This window comes from Citrobacter sp. RHBSTW-00944, assembly GCF_013615435.1.
GTDB lineage: Bacteria > Pseudomonadota > Gammaproteobacteria > Enterobacterales > Enterobacteriaceae > Citrobacter > Citrobacter braakii.
On record NZ_CP055418.1, the window covers coordinates 3,332,954 to 3,348,631 of the forward strand.

The following is a 15,678-nucleotide window of genomic DNA, read 5'->3' on the forward strand; positions in this document are numbered from 1 at the left end:
TACAGGTGCAGCCAACACACCTGTAACACGAAAGACGACGGGAAAATTATTCGACGCCCTTGCTACGCAGGTAATCTTCGTAGTTACCGGTGAAGTCGATTACGCGTTCCGGCGTAATTTCAATCACGCGGGTTGCCAACGAACTGACGAACTCACGGTCGTGAGAAACGAAGATCAGCGTGCCCTGGTACATTTCCAGCGCCATGTTCAGCGATTCGATAGATTCCATATCCAGGTGGTTGGTCGGTTCATCCATTACCAGAATATTCGGTTTCTGCATCATCAGCTTACCGAACAGCATGCGTCCTTTTTCACCACCGGACAGCACTTTAGCAGGTTTCTTGATATCGTCCTGGCTGAACAGCAAGCGACCAAGGAAGCTACGTACTACCTGCTCATCATCGCCTTCCTGTTTCCACTGACTCATCCACTCGAAGACCGTCAGATCGTTTTCGAATTCGTACTCGTGATCCTGCGCGTAGTAACCAACCAGGGCGTTTTCAGACCATTTCACAGTACCGTTATCCGGCTGTAATTCGCCGACCAGCGTTTTCAGCATGGTTGATTTACCCACGCCGTTGGCACCCAGAATGGCAATTTTCTCACCGACTTCCAGCAACAGGTTAAAGTTTTTAAACAACGGACCTTCATCAAACCCTTTCGTCAGCGCTTCCACTTCCAGCGCGTTACGGAACAGTTTCTTATCCTGTTCGAAGCGGATGAACGGGTTCTGACGGCTGGACGCCTTCACTTCGTCAAGCTTGATCTTATCAATCTGACGCGCACGAGAAGTCGCCTGACGAGATTTAGATGCGTTGGCGCTAAAGCGGCTGACGAAGGATTGCAGATCGGCAATCTGCGCTTTCTTCTTGGCGTTATCGGCCAGCAGACGTTCACGCGCCTGAGTTGCCGCCGTCATATATTCGTCGTAGTTACCCGGATAAACACGCAGTTCGCCGTAGTCCAGATCCGCCATGTGCGTACAGACCATGTTCAGGAAGTGACGGTCGTGCGAAATGATGATCATGGTGCTGTCACGCTCGTTCAGCGTCTGCTCCAGCCAGCGGATGGTGTCGATATCCAGGTTGTTCGTTGGTTCGTCGAGCAGCAGAATGTCGGGGTTAGAGAACAGCGCCTGTGCCAGAAGCACACGCAGCTTCCAGCCGGGGGCGACTTCGCTCATCGGGCCATAATGCTGTTCTACCGGAATACCTACGCCCAGCAGCAGTTCACCCGCACGCGCTTCCGCAGAGTAGCCGTCCATTTCGCCATACAGAACTTCAAGGTCAGCAACTTTATAGCCGTCTTCTTCGCTCATTTCGGCCAGGGCGTAAATGCGATCGCGCTCCTGCTTTACTTCCCACAGTTCACCGTGACCCATGATCACGGTGTCAAGCACGGTGAACTCTTCAAAGGCGAACTGATCCTGACGCAGCTTACCAATGCGCTCGTTCGGATCGAGGGAAACGTTGCCCAGCGTCGGTTCGAGGTCGCCGCCGAGAATTTTCATAAAAGTGGATTTACCGCTACCGTTCGCGCCAATCAGGCCGTAACGGTTGCCGCCGCCAAATTTGACGGAAATATTTTCAAACAGCGGCTTGCTGCCGAACTGCATGGTGACGTTGCTGGAAACTAACACTGGCGTATCCTGAAAGAGAAAGAAATATGTGACGAACCGCTTATTATGCCATAAGTCTGCAATAAGATCGCGCCTTGATGCTGAAGGGATAAAGTGAAAGCAAAAGGAAAAAAATGTGATTTAGTACACATCCGAATTCCTTGTTGCTCAGATTGCACATATAATGCGTGCCCAACACTACATAAATCTCAACCCACTAGCCTGCCTGGCACTGAATCTCGCATACATGAACATGAATATGAAATTAACAACGCTTTTCGCGGCGGCACTCGCAATAGTTGGTTTTTGTAACACCGCTTCTGCCGTCACGTACCCGCTGCCTACCGATGGCAGCCGTTTGATCGGCCAAAACCAGGTCATCACTATTCCTGAAGGCAACACCCAACCGCTGGAGTATTTTGCGGCGGAGTATCAGATGGGTCTGTCTAATATGCTGGAAGCCAACCCGGGCGTGGATACCTTCCTGCCGAAGGGCGGTACCGTACTGAACATACCTCAGCAATTGATCCTGCCGGATACCGTGCATGAAGGTATTGTTATTAACAGCGCTGAAATGCGTCTGTACTACTACCCGAAAGGCACCAACACCGTTATTGTTCTGCCGATCGGTATTGGTCAGTTGGGCAAAGACACGCCAATCAACTGGACCACCAAAGTAGAACGTAAAAAAGCGGGCCCGACCTGGACGCCAACGGCAAAAATGCATGCGGAATACCGCGCTGCGGGCGAACCGCTGCCAGCTGTTGTTCCGGCAGGTCCGGATAACCCGATGGGCCTGTACGCGCTGTATATCGGTCGCCTGTACGCCATCCACGGCACCAATGCTAACTTCGGCGTCGGCTTACGCGTCAGCCACGGTTGCGTGCGTCTGCGTAACGACGACATCAAATTCCTGTTTGAAAATGTGCCGGTCGGCACCCGCGTACAGTTTATCGATGAGCCGGTAAAAGCCACGACTGAACCAGACGGCAGCCGTTACATCGAGGTACACAACCCACTGTCTACCACTGAAGCACAGTTCGAAGGCGGGGAAATCGTACCGATTACGCTGAACAAGAGCATTACCAGCATCACCGGTCAGTCTGACGTCGATCAGGCCGTCGTTGAGCAGGCGGTACAGAACCGTTCAGGTATGCCGGTTCGTCTGAACTAAGCATCAAAACTGCCCTTTCGCCTTATCGGGCCTACTTAACCTGTAGGCCCGATAAGCGCCAGCCCCATCGGGCACAATCCTCACATCACCTGCAATAAACCATACCCTACCAGCGCCGCCCATATCAGCATCGGCACCGAATACCAATGAAAACGCCACCAGATCCTTCGATCGTTTGCCATCCGTAAAGCAATAAGATTCGCCAGCGATCCCGGCAACAACCCAAAACCGCCCACATTGACCGCCCAGGCCAGCAGCAGCGTTGGCGGGACGTAGTTCAGCAGCAAAATCGTGCTGGGAACATTACTGATAAACTGCGACAGGCCAATGGCCGTCAACCAAAGCCCCAGCGCTGAAAGCGTGCCAATCTGGTGGGTAATCTCCTGCAAGGCCGGGAGTTGCGTCAGCAAGTGCACATCAATGAACATCGCCATAAACACCAACAGCAGCGTCCAATCCACGCTGAGGATCACGCGGCGAGCCAGCACCATGAATCCTGCCGCGACGATCGCCAGGCCCCACAGCTCTTGTTTTAACTCTAGTGCCGCCAGGAAAATGATATACAGCCCCAGACAGCTCCACACCAGGCGCGGTTGCCAGTCAGGCGCGCGCGTACCGGTATGATAATGCAATGCTTTATACGGGAAACTGAACCAGCACAGCACCACCAGCATCAGCATCATGGTCCCCGCAAGCGGCGCCATCTGCCAGGTAAACGCGGTAAACGATAAGCCGGAGCGTCCCCACATCAGAATGTTTTGCGGATTACCAATTGGCGTGAGCAACGATCCGGCGTTTACCGCCAGCGCCTCAAAGATAATCAGGCGATTTACAGGAATGGCACACAATTTTTTCAGGGTGATCGTCAGCGGAACAACAATAAACAGCGCAACATCGTTGGTCAGAAACGTCGACAGCAGGGCCGCCGCCAGCACCATAAATATCGCCAATTGACGTTCGGTGTTAAAGCGCCGGGTCATCTTGCGCCCTAACACATCGAAGTAACCGCTTAGCTCCACGCCTTTGGTCAGTAACATCAGGCCGCTAAGCGTAATGATCGTGTGCCAGTCTATCGCCCCCGGCCACGACCTTGGCGTAAACGGCACGAACAGGCTCAGTACAACCCCGACGATGATTAACAGCTGAAAAAAGCGATCGCGCTGTAAGGCGCGTAGTAAAGGAAAACTCATTCAGAGCCTGTGCCTTGCTGTTGCGTAAACCGGCTAAAAGCCTCCAGCGTTTCCTTACTGACGTGATGCTCCATTCCCTCCGCGTCGCGACGGGCAATTTCCGGGCTGATACCTAACATCAGCAGGAAATTCTCCACAATCTGGTGACGCTCCCGACTCTCCTGAGCCAGTCGCTCACCTTCTGCGGTTAAAAACACGCCCCGCCAGGGGATCATTTCAATCAACCCAACTGAAGCAAGACGCTTAAGCATTTTAGCAACCGTCGGCTGGGAAACCCCAAGCCGTGCTGCCATATCTACCTGGCGCGCTTCACCCACCTCAATAATGAGATCGGAAATCAGCTCTACGTAGTCATCAATCAGCTCACGGCGATGTGCCTCCCGGACCTGACGAAATCCTTCAACGTGTTCTTCGACATTCACCAATTGCGTCACTTTTTTTGTTGTTGGCATACCTGCGCGACGACTCATTCTGCTTCCTCGTTACTGTGACGCGTTAACGGCATCTGATTAGAGAACGCTCATTGTAAACCAGAGTTGCGTGGGCACAAAAAATTAACGTTTTAGCAATAGCTATATAATATAGCCTGTGCTATATCTGTATATAATAAAGACATCCCTCAAGGACTGATGGGATCGTGAAGTCAGGAGGTTTATATGAATGAATTTAAGAGGTGTATACGCGTGTTTAGCCACTCTCCCTTTAAAGTACGGTTAATGCTGATCTCTATGCTGTGCGACATGATTAACAGCAAACCAGAGCAGGATAAACCTGCAGATAAATAATGCGGCGTCGCGGCACGCCGCTTCATTTTCCTGCCGTAACTCGGATACGGTGATCGTTTTCGTGCCAATAACCCTTCTTTTTGTCAGTTTTGCCACGCCCCTCGCAAAACAATTTCTTAGTAGTAGTTGACCTTCTCTTGCACACACTCTATCTTTTCGCAGCCCTGCATATATTGCGGCTCGCGGATGCGGACCCTATCCCCCTTCTCGCTCTCTCAGGCAGGCAATGACCCTTAGCGCCAGGGTAAGCACATGGCGTTTTTGTAACAGTGGCATATGAATTTAACCCTCAAAGATTCAATCATTGCTCGTAGCCGGGCGATTAGTCCGTGGACTGGCCTCTATTTCTTACAGTCTCTGCTGATCAACCTTGCGCTGGGCTATCCGCTTAGCCTGCTCTATAGCGTTGCTTTCACCTGTATATTGATGCTGCTGTGGCGCAGCGTGCCGCGTGCGCAGAAAGTGCTGATTGGCATTTGCTCGCTGATAGCGGCAATGTACTTCCCGTTTGGCCAGGCTTACGGTTCGCCGAACTTCAATACCTTGCTGGCGCTGCACTCAACCAATATGGAAGAGTCTACTGAAATCCTGACCATCTTCCCCTGGTACAGTTATCTGGTTGGGGTGTTTATTTTCGCCCTCGGTGTTATCGCCGTACGCCGTAAAAAAGAGGTGCAGCAGCGTAGCTGGAACAAGTTCGACAGCATTTGTTTGCTGTTCAGCATAGTCGCGTTCTTTGTAACCCCGGTGCAAAACCTGGCCTGGGGCGGCGTGTTCAAGCTGAAAGACACCGGCTATCCGGTTTTCCGCTTTGCCAAGGACGTTATCGTTAATAACAACGAAGTGCTCGACGAACAAGAGCGTATGGCGAAGCTGGCGAGCGTGAAAGACAGCTGGACGGTAACCGCCGTGAAGCCGAAGTATCATACCTACGTGGTGGTCATCGGCGAAAGCGCCCGCCGCGATGCGTTAGGCGCTTTTGGTGGTCACTGGGATAACACGCCGTTTGCCAGTTCCGTTAACGGCTACATCTTCGCGGATTACATCGCGGCAAGCGGTTCGACACAAAAATCACTCGGCCTGACGCTGAATCGAGTGGTCGACAATAAACCCCAGTTCCAGGATAACTTTGTCACTCTGGCCAACCGCGCGGGATTCCAGACGTGGTGGTTCTCCAATCAGGGACAGATTGGTGAATACGATACGGCCATCGCCAGCATTGCGAAGCGAGCTGATGAAGTTCAGTTCCTCAAAAGCGGTGATTTCGAAGCGGATAAAAATACCCGTGACGAAGCGTTGTTGAAGATGACCGCCCAGGTGCTGGCAACCGAGCGCACTCAGCCACAGCTTATCGTGCTGCATTTAATGGGCTCGCATCCGCAGGCCTGCGACCGGACGCAGGGTAAATACGAGACTTTCGTCCAGTCAAAAGAGACATCTTGCTATCTGTACACCATGACGCAGACGGATGACCTGCTGCGCCAGCTTTACGATCAGTTACGTAACAGCGGTAACAGCTTCTCGATGGTCTATTTCTCCGATCATGGCCTCGCGTTTAAAGAGCGGGGGAAAGAGGTGCAGTACCTGGCGCATGACGATCAGTTCCAGCAGAATTTCCAGGTACCATTTATGGTGCTGTCGAGCGATGATAAAGCGCACCGGGTGATTAAAGCCCGTCGCTCCGCCAATGATTTCCTCAGCTTTTTCTCGCAGTGGACGGGGATAAGCGCGAAGGAAATCACCAACAGCTATCGCTTTATTTCAGAGAAAAAGGCTGGCCCGGTGTACATCACCAACTTCAAATTGCAGAAGGTGGACTACAACCATCTGGGTACCGACATCTTTGAGACCAAATCTCGTTAATCTCTGAGTTGCGCACAAAAAAAATCCGCCCCGAGAGGCGGATTTTTTGTATCACCGAAGTGATTAGAAGCGGTAACCCACGCCAGCGATCCAGGTGCCAACGTCAACGCTACGAATACGGCTCTGCTCGTAGGAGAAGTCCAGAGCAACGTTTTCGATCGGGTTGAACTGCAGACCAGCACCGTAAGAGAAACCGTAGTCACTGGTGGTGTGGTTATCAGCCGGGGATGCTGCGTTCTGGAATTTACCGTAGCCAACACCCACTACACCGTAGATGCTTGCCCAGTCGTTCAGACGGTAAGCCGGGCCAGCAGTGATGCCGTAGTACTGGGTTTTGTTGTAGTCGCCAGACGCATCGGTACGATCTTTTTCAGTGTAAGTGAAGGAACCGATAACACCCAGCGGGTTGCTGTCCTGCTCGTAGCGATACTTCAGGTTAAAACCGTTCATTTTGTTCGCTGCGCCCTGAGCATCGCTCTGAGCGTAACCACCGGTAACGGTAGAAGTCGCAGCTACAGCAGTACCTGCGGAGAAAGCCAGAACAGCGGCCAGTGCTGAAAGACATGCAATTTTTTTCATAACCACCTCAAATGTGCTTCAAGTAAATCCTAAGTTTTAAATATACCAAAAATTGATGGGAAACTCTTTGCGATTCGCGATGTCTAACGGGGTCTTTCATGTAACAGAACGTTTCAGAAACCCGCTATCTCTTTCAATTAACATCACTTTTCTAACCTAAAATGCCATTATTGCGCGCACAATATGGCACATTCATCCAGAATATTCCTAATCACACAGATTATTAATCCATCACTTTCATGCCATTGTACGGAACTGAGCAATTTTTTTTTCAACGAATACTCAACCAGCGGTGCGTATTTCCATTACACTCGCTGTTTTACTTTTCTATACATCACGTCATCCGTGTCGTAGCAAGTTTGCAACGTCGCGCAGATGAAGGCGTGTAATTATCATTTGACAGGAGAAAGGATGCCGGGGTCGTCACGTAAAGCGCCAGTCTGGTTGCCTATTTTGGTTTTGCTTATTGCTATGTCCTCCATTCAAAGCGGAGCATCTCTGGCAAAATCGCTATTCCCACTCGTCGGTGCGCCGGGCGTTACCGCATTGCGCCTTGCGCTGGGCACCCTCATCCTTATTGCCTTCTTTAAACCCTGGCGTTTGCGATTCGCCAAAGAACAGCGCCTGCCGCTACTGTTTTATGGTCTGTCTCTGGGCGGGATGAACTATCTCTTCTACCTGTCAATCCAGACCGTCCCGCTGGGAATTGCCGTAGCGCTGGAATTCACCGGCCCGCTCGCGGTAGCGCTGTTTTCATCCCGACGTCCGGTGGATTTCATTTGGGTTGCACTGGCTGTACTCGGGCTTTGGTTCCTGCTGCCGTTAGGTCAGGACGTTTCTCACGTGGATTTAACCGGTGCTGCGCTGGCGCTGGGCGCTGGCGCCTGCTGGGCAATCTATATTCTTACCGGGCAGCGTGCCGGCGCGGAACATGGTCCGGCGACCGTTGCGGTAGGGTCATTAATTGCGGCGCTGATTTTTGTACCCATCGGCGCGCTCCAGGCTGGGGATGCCTTGTGGCACTGGTCCATTCTGCCGTTAGGCCTGGCCATTGCGGTCCTCTCCACTGCGCTTCCCTACTCGCTGGAGATGATTGCGTTGACGCGGCTGCCAACACGCACTTTTGGTACTCTGATGAGTATGGAACCCGCACTGGCTGCGGTTTCAGGAATGATCTTCCTCGGTGAAACGCTGACGCTTGTCCAAACGCTCGCTCTGGGCGCCATTATTGTCGCATCAATGGGTTCGACGCTCACTATTCGCAAAGAACCACAAATTAAGCAAGTTGACGTGAATTAACCACTTAATATTCTGCATGGTTTGCATAATCATGCAGAATATTCAATTGTAAATCTGCGTGATAATTATTCTAATAAATATAATTTTCTCATCTACATATTTCTTGAAATTTTTACATTAACATAAAAATAACACACCTCCATTAGCAACCATCATATCTATATGATTTTATTGGTTATTTCATGCCCACCCCTCTCTTCGCTATTAAAGTGATAGGTAACACCAGAAAAATAAATCCAAAATTCACGCTATACTTATTCCCGTTGAAGAGCTGGGACATAATTATCAAGAGGATATGAAAATATGAGTACCGCAAAACTGGTAAAAACAAAAGCATCTGCCCTCCTTTATACCCGCAACGATGTAACAGATAGCGAAAAGAAAGCGACCGTAGAGCTGCTGAATCAGCAAGTGATCCAGTTCATCGACCTGTCTTTGATCACCAAACAGGCTCACTGGAACATGCGCGGCGCGAACTTCATTGCTGTGCATGAAATGCTCGATGGCTTCCGTACTGCCCTGACCGACCACCTCGATACCATGGCTGAGCGCGCCGTACAGTTAGGCGGTGTGGCATTGGGTACCACCCAGGTTATTAACAGCAAAACGCCTCTGAAAAGCTATCCGCTGGATATCCATAGCGTACAGGACCACTTAAAAGAGCTGGCCGATCGTTATGCCGTCGTCGCTAACAGCGTCCGTAAAGCCATTAGCGAAGCAAAAGACGAAGATACAGCAGATATCTTCACCGCCGCTTCACGCGACCTCGACAAATTCCTGTGGTTTATCGAAGCCAACATTGAATAACAGCAGACATAAGAATTACCTATATAACCCTCGCCCTGGCGGGGGTTTTGCACATCTATGGTGCATGACATTGATCGTTCGTCACTCCAAAGTAAATTATTTGTAATAATCACTTCACACAATCGTTAACGAAAGATTGTTTTATCAACAATTTTTACGCTAAATAGTCATACCGTTTGCACCGTGTCAGGTACGCACCAAATGAGTGCCCCAAAACAGTGCAGATTACCCGCTTTGCCCTACTTATTGTGCAGAGAAACGAGACACCCTCTTGTTAAAACAATGAGTTGCAAAACTGGCACGATTTTTTCATTAAGCCATATGTTCTCGCAGGGGATCGCCCCGTGGATATAAAAGGAAATCCTATGAAGTCTGTATTAAAAGTCTCACTGGCTGCACTTACCCTGGCTTTTGCGGTGTCCTCCCATGCCGCAGATAAGAAACTGGTTGTCGCAACCGACACCGCATTTGTACCGTTCGAATTCAAACAGGGTGACAAATACGTTGGTTTTGATGTGGATCTGTGGGCTGCCGTGGCCAAAGAACTGAAGCTGGATTATGAACTGAAACCAATGGATTTCAGCGGCATCATCCCGGCTCTGCAAACCAAGAATATCGACCTGGCGCTGGCGGGTATCACCATCACTGATGAGCGTAAGAAAGCGATCGACTTCTCTGACGGCTACTACAAAAGCGGTCTGTTAGTGATGGTCAAAGCGAATAATAACGACGTGAAAAGCGTGAAAGATCTGGATGGTAAAGTCGTCGCTGTGAAGAGCGGCACGGGTTCCGTTGATTACGCGAAAGCTAACATCAAAACCAAAGATCTGCGTCAGTTCCCGAATATCGATAACGCATATATGGAACTGGGCACCAACCGCGCAGACGCCGTGCTGCACGACACGCCAAACATTCTTTACTTCATCAAAACCGCTGGCAACGGTCAGTTCAAAGCAGTAGGCGAATCCCTGGAAGCCCAGCAGTACGGTATCGCCTTCCCGAAAGGCAGCGATGAACTGCGTGAGAAAGTGAACGGCGCGCTGAAAACGCTGAAAGAGAACGGCACATACAACGAAATCTACAAAAAATGGTTCGGTACCGAACCTAAATAACAAGAACGTTCTGTAACGCCCGGTAGCGCCAGCGCCGCCGGGCATGCAATTTTGAGTCATCGTGTTATGGCTCATTACTTTTCTCACCACGGTAACAGGAACGAAATATGCAGTTTGACTGGAGTGCCATCTGGCCCGCCATCCCGCTTTTGATTGAAGGCGCCAAAATGACCCTGTGGATCTCGGTCCTCGGTCTGGCAGGCGGTCTGATAATCGGGCTTGCAGCAGGGTTTGCGCGTACTTTCGGCGGTTGGATAGCCAATCACGTAGCGCTGGTGTTTATCGAAGTCATTCGCGGTACGCCAATCGTTGTGCAGGTGATGTTTATTTACTTTGCCCTCCCAATGGCATTTAACGATTTACGCATTGATCCCTTTAGCGCCGCCGTTGTCACCATCATGATCAACTCCGGCGCCTATATTGCGGAAATCACCCGCGGCGCGGTGCTCTCAATCCATAAAGGATTCAGCGAAGCCGGACTGGCGCTTGGGCTTTCACGTACAGAGACTATCCGCCACGTTATTTTACCTCTCGCGCTGCGTCGTATGCTGCCACCGCTGGGCAACCAGTGGATCATCAGCATTAAAGATACCTCGCTGTTTATTGTCATTGGCGTAGCTGAACTGACCCGTCAGGGCCAGGAAATCATTGCCGGTAACTTCCGCGCACTGGAAATCTGGAGCGCCGTTGCGGTGTTCTATCTGATCATTACGCTGGTGCTGAGCTTCATTCTGCGTCGTCTGGAAAGAAGGATGAAAATCCTGTGATTGAATTTAAAAACGTTTCTAAGCACTTTGGCCCAACCCAGGTGCTGCACAATATTGACCTGAACATTCAGCAGGGCGAAGTGGTGGTAATTATCGGACCATCCGGGTCCGGTAAATCAACCCTGCTGCGCTGCATTAACAAACTGGAAGAGATAACCTCTGGCGATCTGATCGTCGATGGTCTGAAGGTAAACGATCCAAAGGTAGACGAGCGGTTAATCCGCCAGGAAGCCGGGATGGTGTTTCAGCAGTTCTACCTGTTCCCGCATCTGACGGCGCTGGAAAACGTCATGTTCGGACCGCAGCGCGTACGCGGAGCGAATAAAGAACAGGCCGAGAAACTGGCTAAAGAGCTGCTGGCGAAAGTAGGTCTGGCCGAGCGTGCGCATCACTACCCTTCTGAGCTGTCTGGTGGTCAACAGCAGCGTGTGGCGATCGCCCGTGCGCTGGCGGTGAAGCCGAAAATGATGCTGTTTGATGAGCCAACCTCAGCGCTGGACCCGGAACTGCGCCACGAAGTTCTGAAAGTTATGCAGGATCTGGCGGAGGAAGGGATGACCATGGTGATTGTGACCCACGAAATCGGCTTTGCCGAAAAAGTGGCTTCACGCCTGATTTTCATCGATAAAGGACGTATTGCCGAAGACGGTAATCCGCAGGCCCTGATTGAAAATCCGCCCAGCCAACGTTTACAGGAATTCTTGCAGCACGTTTCCTGATAGCTCTCCCTCCCTTCGCCTGAAGGGAGGTTTTTCACCAGAATCCTCTCATTTCATTTCTCCCCCGCCCTGACATCTATACTTATCCTTTTGAATTTATTTTCTCATGGGAGGAGTCATGCGCTGGATCCTGTTCATCTTTGTTTGTCTGGTGAGTCTCCCGACTCAGGCGGTGACGATACCTGGCGTCACTACGCCAACGTCAACCAACGCGCAAACCGCGCCGGCGAAAGAGCCGGATGTTGAACAGAAGAAAGCGGCCTACGGCGCACTGGCTGATGTGCTGGAAAATGACGCCTCGCGCCAGGAACTGATCGGTCAGTTACGCAAAGTGGCGACAGCGCCCCCTGCCGAGCCGGTGCCAACCATGGTTCCGCCCACGTTAACGGAAGAAAAAACGGTGCTGGAAAACGTCACGGATGTCACCCGCCACTACGGTGAGGCGCTCTCCAGCCGCTTTGCTCAGCTTTACCGCAATATTACCGATGCACCACACAAGACCTTTAACCCGCAAACGTTCACCAATGCCCTGACCCATTTTTTAATGCTGGCGGCGTCAGTGTTCGGTTTTTTCTGGCTGCTTCGCCTGTGCGCGCTGCCGCTGTATCGCAAAATGGGGCAATGGGCACGACGGAAAAACCGCGAACGCAGCAACTGGCTCCAGCTTCCGACGATGATCATCGGCGCATTCATTATCGATTTGCTTCTGCTGGCGCTGACTTTGTTTGTCGGGCAGATACTGAGCGACAGAATGAACGCCGGTAGCCGCACTATCGCCTTTCAGCAAAGTCTGTTTCTCAATGCCTTTGCGTTGATTGAGTTCTTCAAAGCCATTCTACGCCTGATATTTTGCCCAACGGTGGCCGAACTGCGCCCGTTTAACATTCAGGATGCCGGTGCGCGCTACTGGAATCGCCGTTTAAGTTCATTGAGCAGCCTGATTGGATACGGACTTATCGTTGCCGTTCCCATTATCTCGAATCAGGTCAACGTGCAGGTCGGTGCGATGGCAAACGTCATCATCATGCTGTGTATCACGCTATGGGCGCTGTACCTGATTTTCAGAAACAAGAAAGAGATAACGCAGCATTTGCTGAATCTGGCGGAAAGATCGTTAGCGTTTTTCAGCCTGTTTATCCGCGCCTTTGCACTGGTATGGCATTGGCTGGCCAGCGCCTACTTCATTGTGCTGTTTTTCTTCTCGCTGTTTGATCCTGGCAACAGCCTGAAATTCATGATGGGCGCTACGCTGCGCAGTCTGGTAATCATTGGAATTGCCGCCTTTGTTTCCGGCATGTTTTCCCGCTGGATAGCCAAAACTATTACCCTTTCGCCACACACCCAGCGCAGCTATCCGGAACTACAAAAGCGGCTGAATGGCTGGCTGTCGACGGCGTTAAGCGTAGCCAGGATCCTGACGGTGTGCATCGCGATAATGCTGCTACTGAATGCCTGGGGATTGTTCGACTTCTGGAACTGGCTGCATTACGGCGCAGGAGAAAAAACGGTGGATATCCTGATCCGTATCGCGCTGATTTTATTCTTCTCCGCCATCGGCTGGACGATCCTTGCCAGCCTGATTGAAAATCGTCTGGCTTCCGATATTCACGGCCGCCCGCTCCCCAGCGCTCGTACCCGCACCCTGCTGACGCTGTTTCGCAACGCGCTGGCGGTGATCATCAGCACGATCACCATCATGATTGTGCTATCCGAAATTGGCGTCAATATCGCGCCCTTACTGGCCGGGGCCGGGGCGCTGGGGCTGGCTATCTCTTTCGGCTCGCAAACGCTGGTAAAAGATATTATTACCGGGATCTTTATTCAGTTCGAAAATGGCATGAACACCGGCGACCTGGTGACCATCGGTCCACTCACCGGTACGGTTGAACGGATGTCCATCCGCTCTGTGGGCGTCCGTCAGGACACCGGGGCGTACCATATCATTCCCTGGTCATCGATAACGACCTTCGCCAACTTTGTGCGCGGGATTGGATCGGTCGTCGCCAATTACGACGTAGACCGCCATGAGGATGCAGATAAAGCGAATCAGGCGTTGAAAGACGCTGTGGCTGCAGTGATGGAACAGGACGATATTCGCGGGCTGATTATTGGCGAGCCGTCGTTTGCCGGGATTGTGGGGTTAACCAATACGGCCTTCACGCTACGGGTCTCATTTACCACATTACCGCTGAAACAGTGGACGGTACGTTTCGCGCTCGACAGCCAGGTGAAGAAATACTTCGACCTGGCCAACGTACGCGCGCCAGTACAGACGTATCAGGTTTTGCCTGCACCGGTGAATGGCCCTGCGTCGGCAGCAAGCGAACCGCTGCCGCCAACCGAGCCAACGCTTTAGCGTTTACGCGCCATAAAACGGCGACGCTGATCGTTATCCATAAAGGTCCAGGCAATAAAGCGACTCTGCTTTTGCCCCTGGGCCATCTCTTTCTTAACCACTTTCACCGCGCCCGCATCCGTTAACGCATGGTACAGCGGAGGCAAATTCTCACCGCGCGAAACCAGCGTGGTGAACCACATCACCTGACGGCCAAAGGCCTGGCTTTCGGCGATCATTTTTTTGATGAACGCCACTTCACCGCCTTCACACCACAGCTCCTGCTGCTGCCCGCCAAAGTTCAGCGCATCATCTTTATCCTGCCCCAGATTACGACGTTTGCGCTCGCTTCCGGCGCGGGCTGAAGCCGCAGAATCATGGAAAGGCGGGTTACACAATGTGGCTTCATATTGCTCATTCTTGTGAATGATACCGTTGAAGATTGCCGTAGCATCTTTCTGGCGACGCAGACGAATTGCGCGAGTTAACCCCGGATTGGCATTTACGATCGCCTGAGCGCTGTTAAACGCTTCGCTACTGGTCTCACTGCCGGTGAATCGCCAGCCGTATTCATGCACGCCGATCAGCGGATAAATACAGTTTGCCCCAACTCCCACGTCCAGCACGCTCGCATTTGCCGGAATGGTTCCGCTGGTTTCACCTAACAGGTCGGCCAGATGGTGAATGTAGTCAGCGCGACCAGGAACCGGCGGGCACAGAAAACCGTCTGGAATATCCCAGTTTTTCACCGCATAAAAATGCGCCAGCAGTGCTTTATTGAGCGCCTTCACTGCCTGCGGATTCGCGAAATCAACACTCTGCTCGCCGCCAGGCGTGAGGGTGAGAAATTGCGTCAACTCGGGTGTAACCTGGCATAAAGTCGCAAGATCATAACGGCCATTGTGGCGGTTGCGTGGGTGTAATCCCGGTTTCTGGGGGGGCATAGCATTCTCCTTTTAACAGCGGCGTAAGATACCCGCATAACGCCACGCGGTAAACACACAGCAAGGAAATTTGCTTTTTTTATACCTATTTGATGGCTTGCTGATTGTTCAAAAAACAGACATCTCATCACCAGTTTTTTGCGGTAAATGTCATCCGCTGACGGCCTAAACTTATCAGGCACGACCTGTTGTTTCTCAGAGGATATCACCATGAAGAAATGCCTCACATTCCTTGCCGCTACCGTACTGACCGGCATGACATTTGCGTCCTTTGCTGCACAGCCCTACACCAGCCCTCAAACCGGCCAGCTACAAGCTTCCGGCACTGTTTTCGCTACCGGAGCTTCTAACCTGAGCGATCTCGAAGACAAGCTGGCAGAGAAAGCGAAAGAGCAAGGCGCAAAAGGCTTTGTCGTCAATTCTGCGGGCGGTAAAAACCAGATGTACGGCAGCGCAACTATCTATAAGTAGTCCCTCACCTTAGCC

15 protein-coding genes are annotated in these 15,678 nt (G+C 51.6%); 10 read left to right on the plus strand and 5 right to left on the minus strand.

Translation table 11 applies throughout. The annotated features are described in order from the left end of the window. Positions 1-46: 46 nt before the first annotated feature. Positions 47-1,639, minus strand: coding sequence for an ABC-F family ATPase (locus HV334_RS16085; protein ID WP_181220622.1), 1,593 nt, complete (start codon positions 1,637-1,639; stop codon positions 47-49). Positions 1,640-1,871: 232 nt separating this feature from the next. Between HV334_RS16085 and ldtB the strand changes: the two genes are divergently transcribed. Next, positions 1,872-2,792 (plus strand): L,D-transpeptidase, encoded by a 921-nt coding sequence (gene ldtB / locus HV334_RS16090; protein WP_003035268.1) that lies wholly within the window; start codon positions 1,872-1,874, stop codon positions 2,790-2,792. An 80-nt stretch (positions 2,793-2,872) separates the two neighbouring features. On the opposite strand, the gene HV334_RS16095 is transcribed toward ldtB, so the two are convergent. After that, positions 2,873-3,982: an anion transporter gene (locus HV334_RS16095; RefSeq protein ID WP_181220623.1), complete on the minus strand. Its 1,110-nt coding sequence runs from the start codon at positions 3,980-3,982 to the stop codon at positions 2,873-2,875. Continuing rightward, positions 3,979-4,452 carry a manganese-binding transcriptional regulator MntR gene (gene mntR / locus HV334_RS16100; RefSeq protein ID WP_003831586.1) on the minus strand — a complete coding sequence of 158 codons (474 nt, stop codon included), beginning with the start codon at positions 4,450-4,452 and terminating at the stop codon, positions 3,979-3,981. Before mntR ends, HV334_RS16095 begins: the two co-directional genes overlap by 4 nt. 186 nt (positions 4,453-4,638) lie before the next feature. Between mntR and mntS the strand changes: the two genes are divergently transcribed. Together mntS and HV334_RS16110 are read left to right on the plus strand one after the other, a co-directional pair. Then, positions 4,639-4,767 (plus strand): manganase accumulation protein MntS, encoded by a 129-nt coding sequence (gene mntS, locus HV334_RS16105; RefSeq protein ID WP_016152374.1) that lies wholly within the window; start codon positions 4,639-4,641, stop codon positions 4,765-4,767. Positions 4,768-5,043: 276 nt separating this feature from the next. Continuing rightward, positions 5,044-6,630 (plus strand): phosphoethanolamine transferase, encoded by a 1,587-nt coding sequence (locus tag HV334_RS16110; protein ID WP_181220624.1) that lies wholly within the window; start codon positions 5,044-5,046, stop codon positions 6,628-6,630. 63 nt (positions 6,631-6,693) lie between these two features. Here HV334_RS16110 and ompX read toward each other — a convergent pair whose 3' ends face one another. Continuing rightward, positions 6,694-7,209 (minus strand): outer membrane protein OmpX, encoded by a 516-nt coding sequence (gene ompX, locus HV334_RS16115; RefSeq protein ID WP_016152372.1) that lies wholly within the window; start codon positions 7,207-7,209, stop codon positions 6,694-6,696. A gap of 411 nt (positions 7,210-7,620) precedes the next feature. On the opposite strand from ompX, the gene rhtA reads away from it, so the two are divergent. The 6 genes from rhtA to ybiO all read left to right on the plus strand — a co-directional run bounded on the left by rhtA (position 7,621) and on the right by ybiO (position 14,269). Continuing rightward, positions 7,621-8,508, plus strand: a complete 888-nt coding sequence (gene rhtA, locus HV334_RS16120) for a threonine/homoserine exporter RhtA (RefSeq protein ID WP_016156069.1) — start codon at positions 7,621-7,623, stop codon at positions 8,506-8,508. Between the two features lie 303 nt (positions 8,509-8,811). Next, entirely contained in the window at positions 8,812-9,315 is a 504-nt protein-coding gene (gene dps, locus HV334_RS16125; protein ID WP_006685362.1) for a DNA starvation/stationary phase protection protein Dps, read from the plus strand. Between the two features lie 365 nt (positions 9,316-9,680). Further along, on the plus strand, positions 9,681-10,427 hold the full coding sequence (gene glnH / locus HV334_RS16130) for a glutamine ABC transporter substrate-binding protein GlnH (RefSeq protein WP_016152370.1): 747 nt from the start codon (positions 9,681-9,683) through the stop codon (positions 10,425-10,427). 107 nt (positions 10,428-10,534) lie between these two features. Continuing rightward, positions 10,535-11,194, plus strand: a complete 660-nt coding sequence (glnP, locus tag HV334_RS16135; RefSeq protein ID WP_003035248.1) for a glutamine ABC transporter permease GlnP — start codon at positions 10,535-10,537, stop codon at positions 11,192-11,194. After that, positions 11,191-11,913 carry a glutamine ABC transporter ATP-binding protein GlnQ gene (gene glnQ, locus HV334_RS16140; protein ID WP_003035246.1) on the plus strand — a complete coding sequence of 241 codons (723 nt, stop codon included), beginning with the start codon at positions 11,191-11,193 and terminating at the stop codon, positions 11,911-11,913. The genes glnP and glnQ overlap by 4 nt, the downstream gene beginning before the upstream one ends. Positions 11,914-12,031: 118 nt before the next feature. Then, complete coding sequence (gene ybiO / locus HV334_RS16145; protein WP_181220625.1) at positions 12,032-14,269, plus strand: mechanosensitive channel protein; 2,238 nt, start codon at positions 12,032-12,034, stop codon at positions 14,267-14,269. Here ybiO and rlmF read toward each other — a convergent pair. After that, the gene (rlmF, locus tag HV334_RS16150; RefSeq protein ID WP_047359435.1) at positions 14,266-15,192 is read right to left on the minus strand and encodes a 23S rRNA (adenine(1618)-N(6))-methyltransferase RlmF; all 927 of its coding nucleotides are present in this window, start codon (positions 15,190-15,192) and stop codon (positions 14,266-14,268) included. The two genes, ybiO and rlmF, sit on opposite strands and share 4 nt — an antisense overlap. A gap of 210 nt (positions 15,193-15,402) precedes the next feature. On the opposite strand from rlmF, the gene mcbA reads away from it, so the two are divergent. Further along, a complete protein-coding gene (gene mcbA, locus HV334_RS16155; RefSeq protein WP_016152367.1) occupies positions 15,403-15,663 on the plus strand; it encodes a DUF1471 family periplasmic protein McbA in 261 nt (86 codons plus the stop codon). Positions 15,664-15,678 lie beyond the last annotated feature (15 nt).

Coding starts and splice junctions, on each gene's coding strand:
- ldtB (WP_003035268.1), top strand. CDS start 1,872: ATGAATATGAAATTAACAACGCTTTTCGCGGCGGCACTCGCAATAGTT.
- HV334_RS16110 (WP_181220624.1), top strand. CDS start 5,044: ATGAATTTAACCCTCAAAGATTCAATCATTGCTCGTAGCCGGGCGATT.
- rlmF (WP_047359435.1), bottom strand. CDS start 15,192: ATGCCCCCCCAGAAACCGGGATTACACCCACGCAACCGCCACAATGGC.
- dps (WP_006685362.1), top strand. CDS start 8,812: ATGAGTACCGCAAAACTGGTAAAAACAAAAGCATCTGCCCTCCTTTAT.
- ybiO (WP_181220625.1), top strand. CDS start 12,032: ATGCGCTGGATCCTGTTCATCTTTGTTTGTCTGGTGAGTCTCCCGACT.
- glnP (WP_003035248.1), top strand. CDS start 10,535: ATGCAGTTTGACTGGAGTGCCATCTGGCCCGCCATCCCGCTTTTGATT.
- ompX (WP_016152372.1), bottom strand. CDS start 7,209: ATGAAAAAAATTGCATGTCTTTCAGCACTGGCCGCTGTTCTGGCTTTC.
- mntR (WP_003831586.1), bottom strand. CDS start 4,452: ATGAGTCGTCGCGCAGGTATGCCAACAACAAAAAAAGTGACGCAATTG.
- rhtA (WP_016156069.1), top strand. CDS start 7,621: ATGCCGGGGTCGTCACGTAAAGCGCCAGTCTGGTTGCCTATTTTGGTT.
- HV334_RS16095 (WP_181220623.1), bottom strand. CDS start 3,982: ATGAGTTTTCCTTTACTACGCGCCTTACAGCGCGATCGCTTTTTTCAG.
- mcbA (WP_016152367.1), top strand. CDS start 15,403: ATGAAGAAATGCCTCACATTCCTTGCCGCTACCGTACTGACCGGCATG.
- mntS (WP_016152374.1), top strand. CDS start 4,639: ATGAATGAATTTAAGAGGTGTATACGCGTGTTTAGCCACTCTCCCTTT.
- glnH (WP_016152370.1), top strand. CDS start 9,681: ATGAAGTCTGTATTAAAAGTCTCACTGGCTGCACTTACCCTGGCTTTT.